Annotated in this window: 17 protein-coding genes; 13 read left to right on the forward strand and 4 right to left on the reverse strand. The window is 67.4% G+C overall.

The window, feature by feature from the left end; translation table 11 throughout:
• The first annotated feature begins 1 nt into the window (after window position 1).
• Together KW843_RS01500 and tal are read left to right on the forward strand one after the other, a co-directional pair.
• Entirely contained in the window at window positions 2-1084 is a 1083-nt protein-coding gene (locus KW843_RS01500) for an ABC transporter ATP-binding protein (protein WP_218293331.1), read from the forward strand.
• A gap of 7 nt (window positions 1085-1091) precedes the next feature.
• Window positions 1092-2042, forward strand: coding sequence for a transaldolase (tal, locus tag KW843_RS01505; protein WP_218293332.1), 951 nt, complete (start codon window positions 1092-1094; stop codon window positions 2040-2042).
• 816 nt (window positions 2043-2858) lie between these two features.
• Here tal and KW843_RS01510 read toward each other — a convergent pair.
• Complete coding sequence (locus tag KW843_RS01510) at window positions 2859-4253, reverse strand: sensor histidine kinase (RefSeq protein ID WP_218293333.1); 1395 nt, start codon at window positions 4251-4253, stop codon at window positions 2859-2861.
• Window positions 4254-4406: 153 nt separating this feature from the next.
• Window positions 4407-5120: a response regulator transcription factor gene (locus KW843_RS01515; protein WP_218293334.1), complete on the reverse strand. Its 714-nt coding sequence runs from the start codon at window positions 5118-5120 to the stop codon at window positions 4407-4409.
• Between the two features lie 238 nt (window positions 5121-5358).
• Between KW843_RS01515 and KW843_RS01520 the strand changes: the two genes are divergently transcribed.
• The 7 genes from KW843_RS01520 (at window position 5359) to KW843_RS01550 (ending at window position 12514) form a co-directional block, all read left to right on the forward strand.
• Window positions 5359-6609, forward strand: coding sequence for an ABC transporter substrate-binding protein (locus KW843_RS01520; RefSeq protein ID WP_218293335.1), 1251 nt, complete (start codon window positions 5359-5361; stop codon window positions 6607-6609).
• 24 nt (window positions 6610-6633) lie between these two features.
• Window positions 6634-7821 (forward strand): carbohydrate porin, encoded by a 1188-nt coding sequence (locus KW843_RS01525; protein ID WP_255591227.1) that lies wholly within the window; start codon window positions 6634-6636, stop codon window positions 7819-7821.
• 275 nt (window positions 7822-8096) lie between these two features.
• Window positions 8097-8978: a carbohydrate ABC transporter permease gene (locus KW843_RS01530; RefSeq protein ID WP_218293336.1), complete on the forward strand. Its 882-nt coding sequence runs from the start codon at window positions 8097-8099 to the stop codon at window positions 8976-8978.
• Entirely contained in the window at window positions 8968-9837 is an 870-nt protein-coding gene (locus tag KW843_RS01535) for a carbohydrate ABC transporter permease (protein ID WP_218293337.1), read from the forward strand. The genes KW843_RS01530 and KW843_RS01535 overlap by 11 nt, the downstream gene beginning before the upstream one ends.
• Before the next feature lie 17 nt (window positions 9838-9854).
• Complete coding sequence (locus tag KW843_RS01540; protein ID WP_218293338.1) at window positions 9855-10922, forward strand: ABC transporter ATP-binding protein; 1068 nt, start codon at window positions 9855-9857, stop codon at window positions 10920-10922.
• 201 nt (window positions 10923-11123) lie between these two features.
• A complete protein-coding gene (gene glk / locus KW843_RS01545) occupies window positions 11124-12101 on the forward strand; it encodes a glucokinase (protein ID WP_218293339.1) in 978 nt (325 codons plus the stop codon).
• Window positions 12098-12514 carry a VOC family protein gene (locus KW843_RS01550; RefSeq protein ID WP_218293340.1) on the forward strand — a complete coding sequence of 139 codons (417 nt, stop codon included), beginning with the start codon at window positions 12098-12100 and terminating at the stop codon, window positions 12512-12514. The genes glk and KW843_RS01550 overlap by 4 nt, the downstream gene beginning before the upstream one ends.
• Before the next feature lie 54 nt (window positions 12515-12568).
• Here the strand turns inward: KW843_RS01550 and zwf are convergent, their stop codons facing one another.
• Window positions 12569-14023 (reverse strand): glucose-6-phosphate dehydrogenase, encoded by a 1455-nt coding sequence (zwf, locus tag KW843_RS01555; protein WP_218293341.1) that lies wholly within the window; start codon window positions 14021-14023, stop codon window positions 12569-12571.
• A gap of 187 nt (window positions 14024-14210) precedes the next feature.
• Here zwf and pgi point away from each other — a divergent pair, with 187 nt between their 5' ends.
• The 3 genes from pgi (at window position 14211) to KW843_RS01570 (ending at window position 17535) form a co-directional block, all read left to right on the forward strand.
• Window positions 14211-15776, forward strand: a complete 1566-nt coding sequence (gene pgi, locus KW843_RS01560) for a glucose-6-phosphate isomerase (protein ID WP_218293342.1) — start codon at window positions 14211-14213, stop codon at window positions 15774-15776.
• A gap of 68 nt (window positions 15777-15844) precedes the next feature.
• Window positions 15845-17074: an AGE family epimerase/isomerase gene (locus tag KW843_RS01565; protein WP_218293343.1), complete on the forward strand. Its 1230-nt coding sequence runs from the start codon at window positions 15845-15847 to the stop codon at window positions 17072-17074.
• Window positions 17075-17184: 110 nt separating this feature from the next.
• Window positions 17185-17535: a hypothetical protein gene (locus KW843_RS01570; protein ID WP_218293344.1), complete on the forward strand. Its 351-nt coding sequence runs from the start codon at window positions 17185-17187 to the stop codon at window positions 17533-17535.
• A gap of 87 nt (window positions 17536-17622) precedes the next feature.
• On the opposite strand, the gene KW843_RS01575 is transcribed toward KW843_RS01570, so the two are convergent.
• On the reverse strand, window positions 17623-18528 hold the full coding sequence (locus tag KW843_RS01575; RefSeq protein ID WP_218293345.1) for an SMP-30/gluconolactonase/LRE family protein: 906 nt from the start codon (window positions 18526-18528) through the stop codon (window positions 17623-17625).
• A 99-nt stretch (window positions 18529-18627) separates the two neighbouring features.
• Between KW843_RS01575 and edd the strand changes: the two genes are divergently transcribed.
• The gene (edd, locus tag KW843_RS01580) at window positions 18628-20397 is read left to right on the forward strand and encodes a phosphogluconate dehydratase (RefSeq protein WP_218293346.1); all 1770 of its coding nucleotides are present in this window, start codon (window positions 18628-18630) and stop codon (window positions 20395-20397) included.
• Window positions 20398-20451: the final 54 nt, after the last annotated feature.

Here is a 20451-nt window from a genome sequence, read left to right on the forward strand (position 1 = left end):
CATGAACAACAGCGATGCGGGCATCGTGTTCCGCAACATCACCAAACGCTACGGCAGCGACCCGTCCGCGGGCCTGGCGGTCAAAGGCATCAGCTTTGAGGTGCCGCGCGGCACGCTCACCACCATCCTGGGGCCCTCGGGCTGCGGCAAGACCACCACCTTGCGCATGATCGCGGGGCTGGAGTCGCCCACCGCGGGCGAGATCCTCATCGGCGGCAAGGACGTGACCACGCTCGGCCCCGCGCAGCGCAATGTGAGCATGATGTTCCAGAGCTATGCGCTGTTCCCGCACATGAACGTGGCCGAGAACGTGATGTACGGCCTGCGCATGTCGGGGTTCTCCAAGGACGTGGCCCGCGCCAAGGCCGTGGAGGCCCTGCGTGGCGTGGGCCTGGTGGGCTATGACGACCGCCTGCCCAGCGAGCTGTCGGGTGGCCAGCAGCAGCGCGTGGCCCTGGCGCGCGCGCTGGTGCTGGAGCCCGAGGTGCTGCTGTTCGACGAACCCCTGTCCAACCTGGACGCGCGCCTGCGCCGCGAGATGCGCGAGGAAATCCGCGCGCTGCAGCAGCGCCTGTCGCTCACGGTGGCGTATGTCACCCACGACCAGGCAGAGGCCATGGCCGTGAGCGACCAGATCATCGTGATGAACCAGGGGCTGATTGCGCAGAAGGGCTCGCCGCGCGCGCTGTACGAAACGCCGCACAGCGAATTCGTGGCGGGCTTCATGGGCGAGGCGATGTTGTTCCCGGCTACTGCGCAAGCCGATGGCTCGGTCTTGCTCGGGCCGCTGGCGCTGCGCCCGCGCATGGCGGTGCACGGCGGTTCGGTGAAGGTGGCGGTGCGCCCCGAGGCCTGGCGCATCCACCGCCAGGGCGACGGCCTGCTGCCGGCGCGGCTCGCCAAGTCGGCCTACCTGGGGGCAGTGCACGAATACACCTTCGAGACGGCGCTGGGCGGCATCTTCGTGGTGTCGTCCGACCTGGACGACGTGCTCGCCGTGGGCGAGGACGTGTTGCTGAGCCTGGGCACCCACGGCGTATCGGTGGTTGGTAGTACCGATGGCGCCCTGGCCAATGCGGAATAATGACACCATGACGAACCAACTCGACGCCCTCAAACAGTTCACCACCGTGGTTGCCGACACCGGCGACTTCAAGCAACTGGCGCAGTTCCAGCCCCAGGATGCGACCACCAACCCCTCGCTGATCCTGAAGGCCGTGCAAAAGCCGGAGTACGCACCGCTGCTGCAGGACACCGTGGCGCAGTTCCGGGGCCGCCCGATTCATGAAATCATCGACCGCCTGCTGGTGCGCTTCGGCCGCGAGATCCTGGCCACGATTCCGGGCCGCGTCTCCACCGAGGTGGATGCGCGCCTGAGCTTCGACACCGGCGCCACCGTCGCGCGCGCCGAGCGCATCATCGAGCTGTACCAGGCCGAAGGCATCCACATCGACCGGGTGCTCGTCAAGATCGCCTCGACCTGGGAAGGCATCCAGGCCGCCGAGCAGCTCGAGCGCAAGGGCATCCATACCAACCTCACGCTGCTGTTCTCGTTCGCCCAGGCCGTGGCCTGCGGCCAGGCCAAGGTGCAGCTGATCTCGCCGTTCGTGGGCCGCATCTACGACTGGTACAAGAAGCAGGCCGGCGCCAGCTGGGACGAGGCCGCGCGTGCGGGGGCCAACGACCCGGGCGTGCAGTCGGTCACGCAGATCTACAACCACTACAAGCACTTCGGCATCGCCACCGAGGTGATGGGCGCGAGCTTTCGCAACGTGGGCCAGATCACGGCGCTGGCGGGTTGCGACCTGCTCACCATCGCGCCCGACCTGCTGGCCCAGCTGGCGGCCAGCGATGCGCCGCTGCAGCGCGCGCTCGATGCGGACGCAGCGAAGGGGCTGGACCTGCCCGCGGTGAACTATGACGAGGCGGGGTTCCGGTTTGCGCTCAATGAAGATGCCATGGCGACGGAGAAACTGGCGGAAGGCATCCGGGCGTTTGCGGCGGATGCGGTGAAGCTGGAGAAGCTGATCCTGGCGGCTTGAAGTCGGCTTTGAGTGTTTTTGGCGACCGGCGCTTGTGTGGCAAGTGCCGGCCGCTATGGTTTTTGTGGCTCTGTAGCTTTTGCTCGTTCGGACTGCGCTTGTAGGCGCCTGGGTTTGTGTGTTGATCTGACTGTGTGCCTGGTTTGAGGGCGGAGGCCGGGATGTCGCCCCGGCGGGCGAGGTACTTGTTCTTTGCTTCGCCAAAGAAAAGTACCCAAAAGAAAGGCGACCCACAGTCTGTGACCCCTGCGCTGCGGGGCAAACCTGCGTCGGTGCGGTTGCGGGGTGCGCCGTGGAACTCGCTGTGCGCTGGCGCGCGCCGCTCGGACAACCACGGCGAGTCAGAGCACGAGGCATGGGCGCTGCGACGCCCATGCTCACCCCGCAACCGCCCCGCCGCAGGCGCAGCCAGATGGGGGTGGGGAGCGAACAGCCAAACAGCCACACGGGCCTTTGCTTCGCTCGGCCCGGAACGCGCGGGCGCTTCGCGCCGCGACCGCGAGGCCGAGCGCAGCGATGGCCCGAAGGAATGTCCGATTCGTGGGTTTCCTTCTGGATGCGCCTGGGGCGCGCAGCGAGTTCTGCGGTGCACCTCGTGACCGAGCACCCCAGGTTGCCCCGCAGCGCAGCGAAGGGGTCGCAGACAGCAGGGTCGCCTTCTCTTTGGTGACTTTCTCTTGGCGACCCAAGAGAAAGTTACTGCGCCGCCGGGCGCACACCCCGGCCTCCGCCTTCACTCAGGCACTGCGTGAACTATAAAAACAATAGCTGCTAGCGCTTGATAGATAAGCGCCAGGAGCCAAAACACCTAAAAATTCACCCCGCAGGCAAGCGCATCCCCACCCGCAATCCCCTCGGTACCACCCCCTCGGCCACCGTCCGGCCCCCATGCCGCAGCGCGATCTCCTCCACGATCGACAGCCCCAGCCCGCACCCGCCCGCCTTGTCCGACCCCCGCCAGAACCGCGCGAACAGATCGCCCAGGTGCTCGGCCGGCACGCCGGGCCCGTCGTCCTCCACCACCAGCAGGGCCCAGCGCCCGGGCTCCTCGCGGCCCACGCGCACCGTCACGGTGGCGCCTTCGCCCGCGTAGTGCAGCGCGTTGTCGATGAGGTTGTTGAGCGCCTCGCGCAGCAGCAGCGGGTGGCCCTGCACCGCCAGCTGGTCGTCGCCCTCATAGCCCAGGTCCATGCCCTGCGCCAGGGCGCGGGCCGCCCATTCGCGGGCCACCTCGCGCGCGAGCGCCGCCAGGTCGATGGACTGCATCTCCACGTTCGATTCCGAGCGCGCCAGCTGTAGCAGCTGGTGCACCAGGTGGGCGCTGCGCTGCGCGGCCGACAGCACCTTGTGCAGCCGCTCCTGCACCGCGGGCTCATGGCTCTCGTGCAGCGCCAGCTCGGTCTGGCCGATGAGCCCCGCCAGCGGCGTGCGCAGCTGGTGCGCGGCATCGTTGAGGAAGCGCTTTTCCTTTTGCTGTCCGCGAGCCACGGTCTCCAGCAGCCGGTTGATGGTGCTGGCCAGCGAATGCACCTCCTGGGGGGCCGAGGTCAGCTCGATGGGCGGCAGGGGCGTGGTGCCCGCCTGGGGCCGGGCGCCGGCCTGCTCGATCTGGGCCTCCAGGCGCTTGAGCGGCTGCAGGCCGCGCAGCACGCCCGCGTAGACCACCGCGCTCAGCGCCAGCCCCATCAGCCCCATCGGGAACACCATCTGCTCCAGCAGCTCCTGCGCGATGCGTTCGCGCACCGTGAGGCTCTGGGCCACCTGCACGCGCAGGGTCTGCCGTGTCTGGGGCGTGCCGTAGTCCACATCGAGCAGCGCCACGCGCACGGGGCGGTCGTCCACCCGCGCGTGGTAGAGGTACGGATCGCCCACGCGCACCTCCACCGGCGGCGGCGCGGGCAGCTGGGCATTGCCCAGCAGGAAGCGGCCGGGCGGGGACGACACCATGTAGGTGATGCGGTCGGCCGGGTCCTGCTCCAGGATGTCCTGCGCGGCCTTGGGGAAATCCACCAGCAGCCCGTCGCCGATGGGCTTGATCTGCCGCGCCAGCGCGCGCACTGACTGGGTCAGCGTCTGGTCGATGCCCTTTTCGCCGTTCTGCAGCGCGATGCGCCACGCCAGGAAACCGCCCGACAGCCACAGCACGAGCTGGGGCAGCAGCAGCCACAGCAGCAGCTTGCGCTGCAGGGAGACCCCCGGGACCTGCCGCATGTCAGTGGTGGCCCAGTGCAGGCCGTATGAAACTGGCGCGGCCGATGCCAGGGCCGCCGCGCAAGGGCCGCCCCGCCGCGCTGGCGGCGGCGTCCCCCTTCCCGCGCGCAGCGCGAGAGAAGGGGGAAGGCGCGCAGCGCCTCAGGGGGTTGTTCATGGTTTCGCCAGCATGTAGCCCAGGCCCCGGATGTTGCGGATGTTCAGCGGCGATGGGTCGAGCTTCTTGCGCAGCCGGTGCACGTAGACCTCCAGCGCATTGGAGTTCAGCGGCGCAGCGGTCTGCCCGGGCTCGGGCGGGCTGGCGCGCCAGGCGGCCAGCACGTCGTCGCGCGTGACCACCTCGCCGCAGCGGTTCACGAGCAGCTCCAGCAGCTCCCATTCGCGCTGGGTGAGGTCCAGCGGCTCGCCGTCGAGGGCCGCGCTGTGGCTGGCGTGGTCCAGCGCCAGGGGGCCGATGGTGGTGCCGGGGCCCCCGGCGCTGCTCGCCTGGGTGAACGCCGGTTGCCGCGCGCGGCGCAGCATGGCCTGCAGGCGGGCCTGCAGCTCCTGCATGTTGAAGGGTTTTGTGATGTAGTCATCGGCCCCGGCGTTGAGGCCCAGCACGCGGTCCTCCACGCCGTCGCGCGCGGTGAGAATCAGCACCGGCAGGCCGGCGATGTGGGTGCGCGCCCAGGTCAGCAGCTCCATGCCGTCGGCGCCCGGCAGGCCCAGGTCCAGGATGATGCCGTCCACCGCCTGCGCCTGCAAAAGGGCGGTGGCCTCGGCCACGCTCGACGCCGTGCAGACGCCGAACTCCAGCTGCTGCAGTTGCCCGGTCAGCGCGTCCAGCAACAGGGCATCATCTTCGACTATCAGTATCGTGGCCATGGGATTGAGCATAACAAAGCGGCCTGCGCGGCCGCGCCGGTCCGCCTGCCCGGGGTGGCGCGGGGGTGGGCCTGCGCGCCGCACGTAATCCGGTAACAGGGTGGAGCCCTGGCGGAGAAAGCACACCCCGGGAAAGTCCTGATATGTTCATTAATTATTGTAATTAAAGTACCGACTGCGCTGAACGGCACCGGTCTGCTGCGCACCAAACGGATTCAAACATCGAGGAGACAAGGGTATGTGGAAGATGACAAAGATCGCCGCAGTGGCGGTGGGCCTGGCGGCAGCGATGTCCGCCAGCGCGGGGGAGGTCGAGGTCCTGCATTACTGGACTTCGGGCGGCGAGGCCAAGTCGGTGGCCGAGCTCAAGAAGATCATGCAGGCCAAGGGCCACACCTGGCGTGATTTCGCCGTGGCCGGCGGCGGCGGCGACAGCGCCATGACCGTGCTCAAGAGCCGCGTGATCTCGGGCAACCCGCCTTCGGCCGCGCAGACCAAGGGCCCGGCCATCCAGGAGTGGGCCTCCGAAGGCGTGCTGGCCAACATGGACGCCCTGGCCAAGGCCGAGAAGTGGGACGAGCTGCTGCCCAAGGTGGTCGCCGACGTCATGAAGTACAAGGGCGCCTACGTGGCGGCCCCCGTCAACGTGCACCGGGTCAACTGGATGTGGGGCAGCTCCGAGGCCCTGAAGAAGGCCGGCGTGGCCGCCATGCCCAAGACCTGGGACGAGTTCTTCGCCGCCGCCGACAAGCTCAAGGCCGCGGGCCTGGTGCCCGTGGCCCACGGGGGCCAGAACTGGCAGGATTTCACCACCTTCGAATCGGTGGTGCTCGGTGTCGGTGGTCCCAAGTTCTACCAGGACGCCCTGGTCAAGCTTGACGACAAGGCCATCAACAGCGACACCATGAAGAAGTCGCTCGAGACCTTCCGCCGCATCAAGTCGTACACCGACCCCGGAGCACCCGGCCGCGACTGGAACCTGGCCACGGCCATGCTGATCCAGGGCAAGGCGGGCTTCCAGCTCATGGGTGACTGGGCCAAGGGCGAGTTCCTGGCGGCCAACAAGGCGCCGGGCAAGGACTTCCTGTGCGCCGCGGCGCCGGGCACGACCACGTCGTTCACCTTCAACGTGGACTCGTTCATCCTGTTCAAGCTCAAGGATGCCGCTGCCCAGAAGGCGCAGAGCGACCTGGCCAGTTCCATCATGAGCCCCGAATTCCAGGAGGTGTTCAACCTCAACAAGGGCTCCATCCCGGTGCGCGCCGGCCAGAAGATGGACAAGTTCGACGACTGCGCCAAGGCCTCGGCCAAGGACTTCGCCGACACCGCCAAGAGCGGCAGCCTGCTGCCCAGCGTGGCCCATGGCATGGCGATCGCGCCCGCCACGGAAGGCGCCATCAAGGACGTGGTCAGCCAGTTCTGGAATGACGACAAGGTGAGCGTCGCCGACGCCATGAAGAAGATCGCGACCGCCGCGAAGACCAAATAAACCACCACCACTGAGGGAATCAACATGATGAAAAGAAACCGCCTCACGGCGGTGGCTTTGGCCGCCGCATGCGCGATGAATGGAGCCATGGCACTGGAAGTTGCCGGCTTCGAGATGAACGGTTACTCGCGGGGTGGTCCCGTGTTCAACCACTCCGACGGCGTCAAGGGCAACCTGTCGCTCGGCGGCGAGCTGCAGAAGTTCCGCCTGGGCAACGAGGGCGACAACGGCATCGAAGTCAACTTCGCGCGCGGCTTCGAGACCAACGGCATCAAGTGGAAGGTGAACTACATGCCCGCCAAGTGGGGCAGCGGCGACATCAGCACCGAGCAGGCCTACGTGGAAATGAGCGGCTTCTCGTTCTCGCCCGAGGCCAAGTTCTGGGCCGGCCAGCGCCGCCTGCGGATCCAGGACGTGCACATCGTCGACTACTTCCTGCTCAACTACGGCGACAACATCGGCGCCGGCGTGACCGACGTGCCGATCGGCGGCATGAAGCTGGGTGTGGGCGTGTTCACCGGTGACAAGTTCGACGGCAACCTGCCCAACAACGTCAAGGCGCACCGCATCAACGCCGACCTGTCGGAAATCAACACCAACCCCGGCGGCAAGCTGCGCGTGCTGCTGACGGCCGTGGGCGGCAAGGGCCAGGCCAATGGCGGCTCGGGCTCGGGCGTCTCGCTGATGCACACGCAAAAGGAATTCCTGCTGCCCAGCATCAGCAATACCCTGTACCTGCAGACCTCGCGGGGCCATGCCCGCATCGACGGGGAGTTCGAGGCCATCGACGGCAGCCGGCCCGGCCGGCGCTCCACGCGCATCGCTGACTCCATCAACTGGCAAAGCGGCCCCTTCGGCGGCCAGGCGCTCATTGGCTACCAGACCAACAAGGCCGACCTGACCGGCGTGGAGACCAAGGACTTCTCGCTGGGCGGCCGTGGTTCGTACGCGTTCACGCAGAACTTCAAGATGCTGGCCGAGCTGTCCACCACCACGCGCAAGGGCACGGGCCCCGACCAGCGCCTGTCCAAGGTCACGCTGGCGGGTGCCCTGGCCCTGTCGGAAGATTTCTGGTCGCGCCCCGAGCTGCGCCTGTATGTAACCAAGGCCAACTGGAACCAGGCCGCCGCCGTGGCCAATGCGGCCACCTTCGGTGCCAACGGCAAGACTTCGCGCACGCTGGTGGGTGTGCAGTACGAGGTCTGGTGGTAAGTGATTCCACTTCGGGCCGCAGGGAGGCGCGGCGCGGGGCTTGGCCCGGCGCGGCGGCCCCTGTGGCCCGGACATGGAATGGTGAAGTGAGTTAGCGAGTTAGTCAGAGGTGACTTTGTTCTTTGGGGGGCACTCTGTGCGTGCCCCCCTTTTTTTCATATGCAGGCACATGCCAGAAATTTTTTCGCAGCCATGAAAAATGACCCCCACGCTCCGCCGCCGCGCGGGTCGCTGCCCCCGAGGGGGATGTTTCTTCACCATGGGGGGGCCCGGCGATGACCAAGAATACGTTCGAGACATGGTTGCCCAAGCTGGTCGTGACACCGGCTTTTGTTCTGGGTTTTGCGTTCATCTACGGCCTGATGCTGTGGAACGGCGTATTGAGCCTGACCGTTTCGCGCATGCTGCCCAACTACGAGTGGGCGGGCCTGGCGCAGTACGAGCGCCTGTGGGAGATGGACCGCTGGTGGGTGGCCTTGAAGAACCTGGGCATCTTCGGCGTGGGCTACGTGGGCGGGTCCCTGGCCATCGGCGTGGTGCTGGCCGTGCTGCTGGACCAGAAAATCCGCGCCGAGGGCGCGCTGCGCACGATCTACCTGTACCCGATGGCGCTGTCCTTCGTGGTCACGGGCACGGCCTGGAAATGGCTGCTGAACCCGGGCCTGGGCATCGAAAAAATGGTGCGCGACTGGGGCTTTCCTCACTTTGAATTCGGCTGGCTTGTCGATACCGAGATGGCCATCTACTGCGTGGTGATCGCCGGCATCTGGCAGAGCGCGGGCTTTGCGATGGCGCTGTTCCTCGCGGGCCTGCGCGGCATCGACGACAGCATCATCAAGGCCGCGCAGGTCGATGGCGCATCGCTGCCGCGCATCTACTGGCGCATCGTGCTGCCCGCGCTGCGGCCGGTGTTCTTCTCCACGCTCATGGTGCTGTCGCACCTGGCGATCAAGAGCTTCGACCTGGTGATGGCACTCACGGCCGGTGGCCCCGGCTTTGCCACCGACGTGCCCGCAACGTTCATGTACACCATGTCGTTCTCGCGCGGCCAGATCGGTCTGGGCGCGGCCAGCGCGACCATGATGCTGGCCACCGTGGCGGCGCTGGTCATTCCTTATCTCTACAGCGAACTGCGGACCAAGCCCCATGACCGCTAAGCCTTCTGTATTTCCTTCCGTGGGCCGCCTGCTGGTCTACGCGGTGCTGGCCCTGGCCACCGCCTTTTTCCTGCTGCCGCTGTACGCGATGCTGGTCACGTCTTTCAAGGACGCCGAGGAGATCCGCAGCACGTCGCTGCTGGCCTTGCCCGCCGCGCTGAACTGGTCGGCCTGGGGCACCGCGTGGTCCAGCGCCTGCACCGGCGTGGACTGCAACGGCCTGCGCCCGTTCTTCCTGAACTCGGTGGCCATGGCCGTGCCGGCGGTGCTGATCTCCACCGTGTGGGGCGCGCTCAACGGCTACGTGCTCAGCCTGTGGAAGTTCCGGGGCAGCGATGCGCTGTTCGGCATGCTGCTGTTCGGCGTGTTCATGCCCTTCCAGGTGGTGCTGCTGCCGATGAGCCAGGTGCTCGGCTGGTTGGGGCTGTCGAGCTCCATCACCGGCCTGGTGATGGTGCACTGCCTGGCGGGCCTGGCGGGCACCACGCTGTTCTTTCGCAACTACTACGCGGCCATTCCGAAAGAGCTGGTGAACGCCGCGCGCATGGACGGCGCGAGCTTCTTCCAGATCTTCTGGCGCATCGTGCTGCCGCTGTCCACGCCCATCATCATGGTCACGCTGATCTGGCAGTTCACCAACATCTGGAATGACTTTCTGTTCGGCGTGGTGTTCTCGGGCACCGACTCCAAGCCGGTGACCGTGGGCCTGAACAACCTGGCCAACACCAGCTCCAGCGTGAAGGCCTACAACGTGGACATGGCGGCCGCGATCATCGCGGGCCTGCCCACGATGGTGATCTATGTGCTGGCCGGTAAGTTTTTTGTGCGCGGGCTCACTGCCGGCGCCGTCAAAGGTTAAGAAGGTAAGTAGAGATCATGGCGTCATCACTCGACATCGCAGGCATCAACAAGCGTTTTGGCAAGGGCGACAAGAGCGTGGAGGTGCTGCGCAAGGTGGACATCCACGTCGCGCCAGGCGAGTTCCTCATCCTGGTCGGCCCCTCGGGCTGCGGAAAGTCCACGCTGCTGAACATCATTGCGGGCCTGGACGAGCCCACCGAGGGCGAGATCCGCATCGCCGGCAAGAACGTGGTGGGCATGCCCCCGCGCGACCGGGACATCGCCATGGTGTTCCAGAGCTACGCGCTGTACCCCACGCTCTCCGTGGCCGACAACATCGGCTTTGCGCTGGAGATGCGCAAGATGCCCAGGCCCGAGCGGCAAAAGCGCATCGACGAAGTGGCGGCCATGCTGCAGATCAGCCACCTGCTGGACCGCCGGCCCAGCCAGCTCTCGGGCGGCCAGCGCCAGCGCGTGGCCATGGGCCGGGCGCTGGCGCGCCAGCCGCAGCTCTTTTTGTTCGACGAACCGCTGTCCAATCTGGACGCCAAGCTGCGCGTGGAGATGCGCGCCGAGATCAAGCGCCTGCACCAGGCCAGTGGCATCACCAGCGTGTACGTGACGCACGACCAGGTCGAGGCCATGACCCTGGGCTCGCGCATCGCGGTGATGAAGGGCGGCGTCGTGCAGCAGCTGGGCACCCCCGACGAGATCTACAACCGCCCGGCCAACACCTACGTGGCGACCTTCATCGGCTCGCCCACCATGAACCTGCTGCGCGGTGGCGTGCAGGCCGGCGGGCAGTTTGGCATCGTGGGCGCTGCGCTGGACCTGGCACCGCCCGCGGGCGCCGCGGAGATGCTGCTGGGCGTGCGCCCCGAGCACCTGCAGCTGCAGGACGGTGCGCCCTGGCGCGGGCAGGTGAGCGTGGTGGAGCCCACGGGCCCCGACACCTATGTGATGGTGGACACCGCCGCAGGCAGCGTCACGCTGCGCACCGACGCACAAACCCGCGTGCAGCCGGGCGACCAGGTGGGCCTGACGGTGGCACCGGCCAACGCCCACTGGTTCGATGCGAAGTCCGAAGAGCGATTGACGGGCTGAGAAGGACGAGCCTCCCGCCGCTGGGTCACCGCAAGAAGGGGCTTTGGTCTTTGCCTGAAGAGGTAATTCAGGTAAAAAGAGGCTCCAGCGCTTGTCCATAAAGCGCGAATAGCTATATAAATAATAGCATTCATGATCCACGGGCCGCCGTCTGCCGCAGGGCAGCGGGGGCGTGTGACCTTTGGTCTCCATCTTTTTCCTATGCACCCTCAGCGCCTTCTCGCCGACATCGGCGGCACCAACATCCGGCTGGCCTGGCAGAACGAGCCGGGCGGTCCCTTGAACGACACGCGGGTGCTGCCCTGCGCGCAGTTCCCCACCGTGGATGCCGCGCTGGCGGCCTACCTGAAGGAAGTGGGCGTGCCCGCGCCGCGCGAGGCGGCGTTCGGCATCGCCAACCCCGTCACGGGCGACGCGATCCGCATGACCAACCACAGCTGGAGCTTTTCGCAGCGTGCGGTGCGCGAGGCGTTTGGTTTCGAGCGGCTGGTGGTCATCAACGACTTCACCGCACTGGCACTGGCGCTGCCCCTGCTCACGCCCGACCTGCTGCGCCCCGTGGGCGGCGGCGAGGCGGTGCCGGGCGCCGCGATAGCGCTGCTGGGCCCGGGCACGGGCCTGGGCGTGTCGGGGCTGGTGTTCCCGCCCGGCTCCAGCAACGGCGTGCCCTTGTCGGGGGAGGGCGGGCATGTGTCGCTGGCGGCGCAGACGCAGCGCGAATTCGATGTGCTGGCCATCCTGCAGGAGCGCTACGGCCATGTGTCGGCCGAGCGCGCTGTGTGTGGTGCGGGGCTGGTGGACCTGTACCACGCGCTGCGCCGCCTCGCGCAGCGGGGTGGCAAGGAGGTCAGCTCGGCCTCCCAGGTGACCGAGCTGGCCCTGCAGTCCCACGACGCGCTGGCGCTGGAGGCGCTGGATCTTTTCTGCGGCTTTCTGGGCAGCGTGGCGGGCAACCTGGCACTCACCCTGGGGGCACGCGGGGGCGTCTTCATCGGCGGGGGCATGGTGCCGCGCCTGGGCGCGTGGTTCGACAAATCCTCCTTCCGCGCGCGGTTCGAGGCCAAGGGGCGGTTTCAGCCGTACCTCGCGTCGATACCCTGCTGGGTCATCGATCCGAGCGCCACGCCCGCGCTGCACGGCGCGTCGCGCGCGCTGGACATCGCGGGCTCCGGAGGATGAGCGGCCCCGCCTTGCAGGTCAGCGGTGTGCACCATGTGGCCATCATCGCCAGCGACTACGCACGCTCGCGCCGCTTCTACACCGAGGTGCTGGGCCTGCTGGTGGTGAACGAGGTGTTCCGTGCCGAGCGCGAGTCGTACAAGCTGGACCTGCAATTGCCCGATGGTTCGCAGGTGGAGCTGTTTTCCTTTCCGAACCCGCCGGCCCGCCCGTCGTATCCCGAGGCCTGCGGCCTGCGCCACCTGGCCTTGCGCGTGGCGGATATGGACGCCAGCCTGGCGGCGTTGGCCGCGCATGGCGTGGCGGCAGAGCCGGTGCGCATCGATCCGTTCACGGGCGCGTCGTTTACTTTCTTCGCCGATCCGGACGGTCTGCCGATCGAGCTGGTGGGGCCGGGGCCCGTCAGGCGCTAGACCGCCGGGGCCGGGAGCAAGAAAGGCCCCGCAGGGCCTTTCTTTTCCATGGCATCACATCTCTTCGCTCCAGCAATGCCCGTCGCGCGCGATCATGGCGCTGGCGGCGCTCGGGCCCCAGCTGCCCGGTGCGTACGGCCGCGGGCCCGCGGGGTCGTTCTTCCAGTGCTGCAGGATGGGCTCCACCCAGCGCCAGGCTTCCTCCTGTTCGTCGCTGCGCACGAACAGGTTCAGCCGCCCGGCGATCACGTCCAGCAGCAGGCGCTCGTACGCGCCCACGCGCTCGGTGCCGAAGCGCTGGTCGAAGTCCAGGTTCAGCGCCACCTGCGACAGCGCGGGTTCGGTCTGGTGCTGGGCCGCGCCCTGGGCCAGCAGGTGCAGCTCCAGTCCGTCCCTGGGCTGCAGGTTGATCACCAGCCGGTTCACCGCGCCCGAGGGCATCTTGAAGATGGGGTGCGGCACGGGGCGGAAGTTGACGACGATGTGCGCGTCGCGCCCCGCCAGGCGCTTGCCGGTGCGGATGTAGAACGGCACGCCGGCCCAGCGCCAGTTGCTGATCTCGGTGCGCAGCGCCACGAAGGTCTCGGTGGTGCTGTCGCTGGCCACGCCTTTTTCCTGCAGGTAGCCCGGCACGTTGTGCCCGTGGGTCTTGCCCGCGGCGTACTGGCCGCGGATCACGTGCTGGCCAATGGTCTCCATGCTCCAGGGCTTGAGCGACTGCAGCACCTTGAGCTTCTCGTCGCGGATCGCATTGGCGCTGGAGTTGATGGGCGGCTCCATGCCGATGGCGCACAGCAGCTGCAGCGCGTGGTTCTGCACCATGTCGCGCAGCGCGCCGGTCTGGTCGTAGAAGGCGCCGCGCGTTTCCACGCCCAGCTCCTCGGCGATGGTGATCTGGATGTTGGCGATGTTCTCGCGCCGCCACAGTGGCTCGAACAGCGCGTTGCCAAAGCGCATCGCAAACAGGTTCTGCACCGCGGGCTTGCCCAGGTAGTGGTCGATGCGAAAGACCTGCTCTTCCTTGAGCACGCGGCGCAGCGTGTCGTTGATGGCCTGGTTGGATTTGAGGTCGTGGCCCAGGGGCTTTTCCAGCACCACGCGGGTGGCGGGGCCGTTCAGGCCCACGGCGGCGATCTGTTCGCACACGTTGGTGAAAAGGCTGGGCGCGGTGGCCACGTACATCACCACGGTGTCGGCGGCGCGCTCGTGCAGCAAGGTGGCCAGGCGCGCGTAGTCCTGCGTTTGCGACAGGTCCATGCGCAGGTAGTGCAGCAGGGCGCCGAAGCGTTCGAACTCGTCCGGGGTGGGGCGCTTGGCCAGATCCACGCTGTCAAAGCGCGACTGGATCAGGCTGCGGTATTGTTCATGGCTCAGCTCGTCGCGCGCCACCGCAATGATGCGGCCTCCCTCGGGCAGCGTTCCGTGCCGGAACGCCTGGAACAACGCCGGCATGAGTTTGCGCCACGCCAGATCACCTGTTCCACCGAACAGGACAAGGTCAAAACTCATGGGGTCTCCATATCAGGGTGTTGTTGTGCGTCTGAGGCTGGAAATTGTAATCTCGTTACATTGGGTTGTGTAGCTGTAGAGGCTGTAAACGTTTTTTGACAGTTCGTGTGCAGAAAAGTATCAGAAAAATTGTGTAATCAAGTTACTATCTCGCCGGTTTTCACCTCCCCGATATCCTGAATCCACCATGCCCTCCCTCCGTTGCGACCAAACCCTAGAGTGGCCTCAGTTGCAGGCCGCGTTCACCGCAGATGGCAGCCGTCTGGACCTGCGGGAGGCCTTTGCCAGCGATGCGCAGCGGTTTGGGCACTTCAGCCAGCACGCGCCCGAGGTGTTTGCGGATCTTTCCAAGAACCTGTGGGACGCCGCCACCGAGACGCTGCTGCTGGACATGGCCCGTGCCTGTGGCCTGGAACAGCACCGCGACGCCATGTTCGGTGGCCAGCCCATCAACAGCACCGAAGGGCGCGCCGTGCTGCACACGCTGCTGCGCCGGCCCCGGGGCCTGGCGCTGCCCGGCGACGGGCCGGACATCGCGCAGAAGCTGGCCCAGGTGCACACCACGCTGGATGCCATGCTGGCCTATGCCGACACGGTGCGTGCGGATGGCGCCGTCACCGACGTGGTGAACATCGGCATCGGCGGTTCGGACCTGGGCCCGCACATGGCCGTGCTGGCGCTGGAGCAGTTCCGCTCGCGGGGCAAGCGGCTGCACTTTGTCTCCAACGTGGACGGCCACGAACTGCACACGGTGATGCAGTCGCTCAAGGCCGAGAACACGCTGTTCCTCATCGCCTCCAAGACCTTCACCACCGCAGAAACCATGACCAACGCGCGCTCGGCGCTGGCCTGGTTTGCGGCGCAAGGTGGTCAGGATGTGGGGCGCCACTTTGCGGCGCTCACCACCAATGTCGATGCCGCGAAGGCGCTGGGCATCACCACCACCTTCGGTTTCTGGGACTGGGTGGGCGGGCGCTATTCGCTGTGGTCGGCCATTGGCCTGCCCATCGCGATCGCGATTGGCTCGGCAGGCTTCCGCGATCTGCTCGCCGGAGCGCACGCCATGGACGAGCACTTTCGCACGGCGCCCCTGGCGCAGAACCTGCCGGTGCGTCTGGGCCTGCTGGACATCTGGTACCGCAACTTCCATGGCTTCACCAGCCGCTGTATCGCGCCCTACCACGCGGCATTGCGCCGCCTGCCGGCCTATCTGCAGCAGCTCGAGATGGAAAGCAACGGCAAGCGCGTGGGGCTGGACGGCCAGCCGCTGCCCTATGCCACGTCGCCCGTGCTGTGGGGCGAGCCGGGCACCAACGGCCAGCACGCGTTCTTCCAGATGCTGCACCAGGGCACCGACGTGCTGCCGCTGGAGCTCATCGCCGTGCGCCAGCCCACCCATCCCCTGGAAGGCCACCACGACAAGCTGCTGGCCAACGCCCTGGCGCAGGCCCAGGCGCTGATGGTGGGCAAGGACGGGGAGGACGGCCACCGCCACTTCCCGGGCAACCGGCCCAGCACCTTCCTGCTGCTGGATGCGCTCACCCCCGCGTCGCTGGGCGCGCTGATCGCGCTGCAGGAACACCGCGTGTTCGTGAGCGGCAGCCTGTGGGGCATCAACAGCTTCGACCAGTGGGGCGTGGAACTGGGCAAGGTGCTGGCCAAGGACATCGAGGCGCGCCTGGCCAGCGGCGATGCCGCAGGGCTCGACGGCTCCACCGCCGGGTTGCTCGCCCAGCTGCGCGCCGGCATTTGACAAAGACCGGTGGCGGCCGTCCTGCGGCGGCGCGACCACGGGCACTGGCGATTTTTCGAGGAGACACCATGACCGCACCCCGGCCGGATTTCCGGTCCGCCGACTTCCTGCGCGCGCACATCCGCCAGACCATGGCGTTCTACGAGCCCGTGGCCACCGACGCGAGCGGCGGCATGTACCACTTCTTCCTGGACGACGGCACGGTGTACGACACGCGCACCCGCCACCTGGTCAGCGCCACGCGTTTTGTGGTCACCCATGCCATGCTCTACCGCACCACGGGCGAGGCGCGCTATCAGAGCGGCATGGTGCACGCGCTGCAGTTTCTGCGCACTGCGTTCCTCGACCCCGCCACCGGCGGCTACGCCTGGCTCATCGACTGGCAGGGCGGCCGTGCCACGGTGCTGGATGGCACGCGGCATTGCTACGGCATGGCGTTCGTGATGCTGGCCTATGCACGGGCATTGGAGGCCGGAGTGCCCGAGGCACGCGGCTGGCTGGCCGAGGCCTTCGACACCGCCGGGCAGCACTTCTGGCAGCCCGCGCAGGGCTTGTACGCCGATGAGGCGTCGCCCGACTGGGTGCTGGCGGACTACCGGGGCCAGAACGCCAACATGCACGCCTGTGAGGCCATGATCTCGGCTTTTCGCGCCACCGGCGAGCAGCGCTATATCCAGCGCGCCGAACAGCTCGCGCAGGGCATCTGCCAGCGCCAGGCCGCGTTGTCGGACCGCACCTCGGCCCCTGCTGCCGAGGGCTGGGTGTGGGAGCACTACCACGCCGACTGGTCGGTGGACTGGGACTACAACCGCCACGACCGCAGCAACATCTTCCGCCCCTGGGGCTACCAGATCGGCCACCAGACCGAATGGGCCAAGCTGCTGCTGCAACTGGACGCCCTGGCGCCGGCGGACTGGCATCTGCCCTGCGCGCGCTTCCTCTTCGACACAGCGCTGGAGAAGGGCTGGGATGCCGTGCACGGCGGCATCGTCTACGGCATGGCGCCCGACGGCAGCATCTGCGACGACGGCAAATACCACTGGGTGCAGGCCGAGAGCATGGCGGCTGCGGCGGTGCTGGCTGTGCGCACGGGCGACGAGCGCTATTGGGACTGGTACGACCGAATCTGGGCGTATTGCTGGGAGCACTTCGTGGACCACGACCACGGCGCGTGGTTTCGCGTCCTCGACGGTGCCAACCGCAACCACACGCGCGAGAAGAGCAACGCGGGGAAGGTGGACTATCACAACATGGGGGCGTGTTATGACGTGCTGGGGGCGATGAAAACGGGTGATTGAGCCGTGGGTGGGCTTCGTCGCCTCGGCTGGCACCGCACGCGGCTGCGGCGGCGCATGCATGGCGGGGCGGGTATGGTGCACAGGAACGATCCCGCCAAAAGGAGCAGTTCATGAACAGGTCGCTCGCCCGAATCCACTTCGGGCTGTCAATCTTCTACGGCATCGGCGCGGCGCTGCTTTGCGTCATTTACTTGGCCGGTGACAACGCGAGTGGAAGCGGTGTGTTGATTCTTGCGGGCATCTTCGGCACGCCTTTCGTGCTTCATTGCGCCGCATTGCGTGGTGTCCGCTCCGGCCATTTGTGGGGTCGGAATTTATCGCGAACTCTCGGAATCCTGCTGCTTTTTGCATTCCCCATTGGAACGGTTCTGGGTGTGCTGATCCTGATGCGGACGCGGCGGACGGACTGGGAGCAAGGGTTGAAAAGTCGCGCTGGCCCCCGCCCGGTGCTCACCCGGTAAGTTCAGCCGCCGCGACGTCTACTGCGCTCAACTTTGAATGGGCAATGTGCCGCGAGGCCCCGCCCCGCGCGCCTTTGCCTGCCCGGTTCAGGCCTTGAAGCGGTTCACCGGAAGACCGGTTACCGTGACCCGTACGCTCAAGAGCGACCCCGCAGGAATCGCCGCCTCCTGTTCCTCCACCGGCCTTCCCGCCCGCGCCGACGTGATGTACAGCGTCCGCAAATCCGCCCCTCCAAAACACACCATGGTCGGGCACTGCACTGGCACTTCAATGCGCTGCAGCACTTGCCCCGCTGGAGACAGCTGCAGCACACACGCCCCCTCGTACATCGCCACCCAGTAGTTGCCCTCCACATCCACCGCCGCGCCATCCGGCCGGCCGCCGTAGGGCTGGCCTTCCACCTTGCGGCCGAACTGCACCCAGGGCTGTCGGTTGGCGATGGCGCCCGTCGCCACATCGAAGTCAAACCGGTCGATGCGGTGCTCCGGGGTGTTGGACCAGTACAGATACCGGTTGTCGGGGCTGAACGCGAGGCCGTTGGCGGTGAAGTTGTCGCCCGCCATGTAGTGCACGCGGTAACCACCCTCGGCCACCTCCAGGCGCCAGAGCGCGGCGTCGGGGGCCGTGCGCGGGCTGATGACCGACCCCGCCCAGAACCGGCCCGCCGCATCGCAGCGACCATCGTTCAGGCGCAGCACGCGGGTGTCGTGTCGGTCGGGGGGCAGCAGGGCCAGCAGGGTGAACGCGCCGGTGGTGGTGTCCAGCAGGTAAAAGCCGTCCCGTAACCCGATTACTATTTTTTTGTCGGCGGCGGGCGCGCAGCAGCCGGGTTCGCTGGGGGTCTTCCATTGCCGGTGGCGGCCGTCCCCCGGGGTCCAGGCGTGCACCGCCAGTCCCTGTATGTCACACCAATAGAGGCATTTTTCCTCGGGGTGCCAGAACGGCGATTCGCCCAGTTCGGAGGGTGCAAGGGGCAGGCACTGCAAGGTCATGGGTTGAAATGGGATGGTTATCGAGTTACATTCTAGGGCCTCAAACAGTGGCCTGCCCCGGAACAGGTGCCCAGGCCCAACCCACCGATGGAGCATCCCATGCATTCAGTCGTAGCGCGCGTGACGGCCCGCATCATCGAGCGCAGCAAGGACACCCGCGCCGCCTATCTGGCCGGCGTCGAGGCCATGATCGCCCGCAAGCCCGCGCAAGACCGCATGGGCTGCGCCAACCTGGCCCATGCCTACGCGGCCCTGCCCGGCGCCGAAAAATTCAAGGTCACCGTGGAGAAGGCGCCCAACATCGGCGTCGTCACGGCCTACAACGACATGCTGTCGGCCCACCAGCCGTACCAGAGTTACCCCGCCATCCTGCGTGACGAGGCCGCGCGCCACGGCGCCACCGCGCAGGTGGCGGGCGGAGTGCCCGCCATGTGCGATGGCGTGACGCAGGGCACGCCCGGCATGGAGTTGTCCCTGTTCTCCCGGGACGCCATTGCCATGGCCACTGCGGTAGCGCTGTCCCACGATGTGTTCGACGGCGTGCTGCTGCTGGGCGTGTGCGACAAGATCGTGCCCGGCTTGCTCATCGGCGCGCTGCACTACGGGCATCTGCCCTGCGTGTTCGTGCCCGCGGGCCCCATGGGCACGGGGCTGTCGAACAAGGACAAGTCCAAGGTGCGCGAGCAGTACGCGCAAGGGCTGGTGGGGCGCGACGAACTGCTCAAGGCCGAGTCCGCCGCGTACCACAGCCCTGGCACCTGCACTTTCTACGGCACGGCCAACAGCAACCAGATGCTGCTCGAGGCCATGGGCCTGCACGTGCCCGGCGCGGCCTTTGCACCGCCCGGCACCGAGGAGCGCGAAGCCTTCACGCGCCAGGCCGTGCGCACCGTGCTCGACATCGGCAAGCGCGGCCAGCGCTTCACGCCCATCGGGCGGATGGTGGACGAGCGCTGCATCGTCAATGCCATGGCGGCCTTGCTGGCCACGGGGGGCTCCACCAACCACCTGATCCACTGGGTGGCCATTGCGCGCAGCGCGGGCATCCTGATCGACTGGTCGGACTTTGACGAGCTGTCGTCCGCCGTGCCGCTGCTGGCCCGCGTGTACCCCAATGGCGATGCCGACGTGAACCAGTTCCAGGCCGCGGGCGGGCCCGCGTGGATCCTGCGCGAACTGCTGCAAGGGGGCTTCATGCACCCGGGCGTGGGCAGTGTGAACGCGGGCGGCATCGCCGCGGGCGGGCAGGGCGCACCGGCGGTGTCGGGCGACGAGACCGTGCTGCGCCCGGTGTCCCATCCGTTTTCCCCCACGGGCGGCCTGCGCCTGCTGCAGGGGCGCCTGGGCCGCGCGGTGATCAAGGTCTCGGCCGTGCCCGAAGACCGCCACGTCATCGAGGCGCCCGCGCGCGTGTTCGATTCGCAGGAGGCCTTGCTGGCCGCGTTCAGCGCGGGCGAGGTGCAGCAGGACATGGTGGCCGTGGTGCGCTTTCAGGGCCCGCAGGCCAACGGCATGCCCGAGCTGCACAAGCTCACCCCGCCGCTGGCGGTGCTGCAGAACCAGGGCTTCAAGGTGGCGCTGGTGACGGACGGCCGCATGAGCGGCGCGTCGGGCAAGGTGCCCGCCGCCATCCACGTCACGCCCGAGGCGCTGGCCGGCGGCCCGCTGGCCAAGGTGCTGGACGGCGACATCGTGCGGGTGGATGCCGTGGCCGGCACGCTGGATGTGCTGGTCGATGAGGCCACCTGGGCCGCCCGCCCCCTGGCGCCCTACACCGCGCCCCCCGCCACCGGCTTCGGCCGCGAACTCTTCACCAACTTCCGCCGCCACGCGGGCGGTGCGGAACAAGGCGCCTGCACATGGCTGTAGCAGGATGCACCCCCTGAGTCGCTGCGCGGCTTCCTCCTCCCTCCCTGCGCGGGA

The sequence above is a fragment of the Acidovorax sp. sif1233 genome (assembly GCF_019218755.1).
Taxonomy (GTDB): Bacteria; Pseudomonadota; Gammaproteobacteria; order Burkholderiales; family Burkholderiaceae_C; genus Acidovorax.